The 1,010-nt window shown below is 55.7% G+C and carries 2 rRNA genes; both read left to right on the forward strand.

Annotated features, from left to right (window positions below):
- A 16S ribosomal RNA gene (locus M0L20_RS30075) occupies window positions 1-115 on the forward strand; the annotation flags it as partial.
- Between the two features lie 203 nt (window positions 116-318).
- Window positions 319-1,010, forward strand: a 23S ribosomal RNA gene (locus M0L20_RS30080); the annotation flags it as partial.

Genomic DNA, 1,010 nt, shown 5'->3' on the forward strand with positions numbered 1-1,010 from the left:
GGAGTTGGGGGGACCTGAAGACCGAGGTAAGAGTCGGTCAAGGGTAAACTCGGCGACTGGGGCTAAGTCGTAACAAGGTAGCCGTACCGGAAGGTGCGGCTGGAACACCTCCTTTCTGGAGCCGATCTGCTGCTGTTGACTCTTCGGAGTGGCGCAGGGGAGTGGTTGAGTTAAGTGCTGACGTTTGCTCAAGGACCGGGCTTATTCTCGCAAGAGGATGAGCACACTGTTCTTTGACCTACAGGAAGAAACGTAACTGTTCTATGGAGCAGTAGCGATTGAATACACAAGAGACACACGAGTAAGTATGTAGCGTGCAATCACGCAGCAAAAGGGCGCCTGGGGGATGCCTATGGCTTCTGGTGGCGATGAAGGACGTGGCAAGCGACGAAACGCTGTGGGGACCCGCTGGCAGGGGCTGATCCACAGGTATCCGAATGGGGCAACCCACTATCTTGAAGAGATAGTACCTCCTTGGAGGGGCGAACGCGGAGAACTGAAACATCTAAGTACCCGCAGGAAGAGAAAACAAGTCGTGATTCCGTCAGTAGTGGCGAGCGAAAGCGGAACAGCCCAAACCATCTGCGTTACGGCGTAGGCGGGGTAGTAGGACCCGACATCAAGCCAACAAGCGAACTGAAATGATCTGGGAAGGTCAACCACAGAGGGTGAGAGTCCCGTACGGGTCAGTGCGTTGGTGGGTTGGGGATCCTGAGTAGGGGGGGACCGGAGAAATCCCCTCTGAATCGGCCGGCACCATCCGGTAAGGCTAAATACGACCAGAAGACCGATAGTGGAGAGTACCGTGAGGGAACGGTGAAAAGCACGGGGAGTACCCGGGTGAAATAGACCCTGAAACCAGGCGCTTACAAGCGGTCGGAGCTCCTAGTGTGGAGTGACGGCGTGCCTTTTGCATAATGAGCCTACGAGTTACCGTCACTGGCGAGGTTAAGTACGTGGACGTACGCAGCCGAAGCGAAAGCGAGTCTGAATAGGGCGTCGAGTCAGTG

It is taken from the genome of Spirosoma liriopis (assembly GCF_023196085.1).
Lineage (GTDB): Bacteria > Bacteroidota > Bacteroidia > Cytophagales > Spirosomataceae > Spirosoma > Spirosoma oryzicola.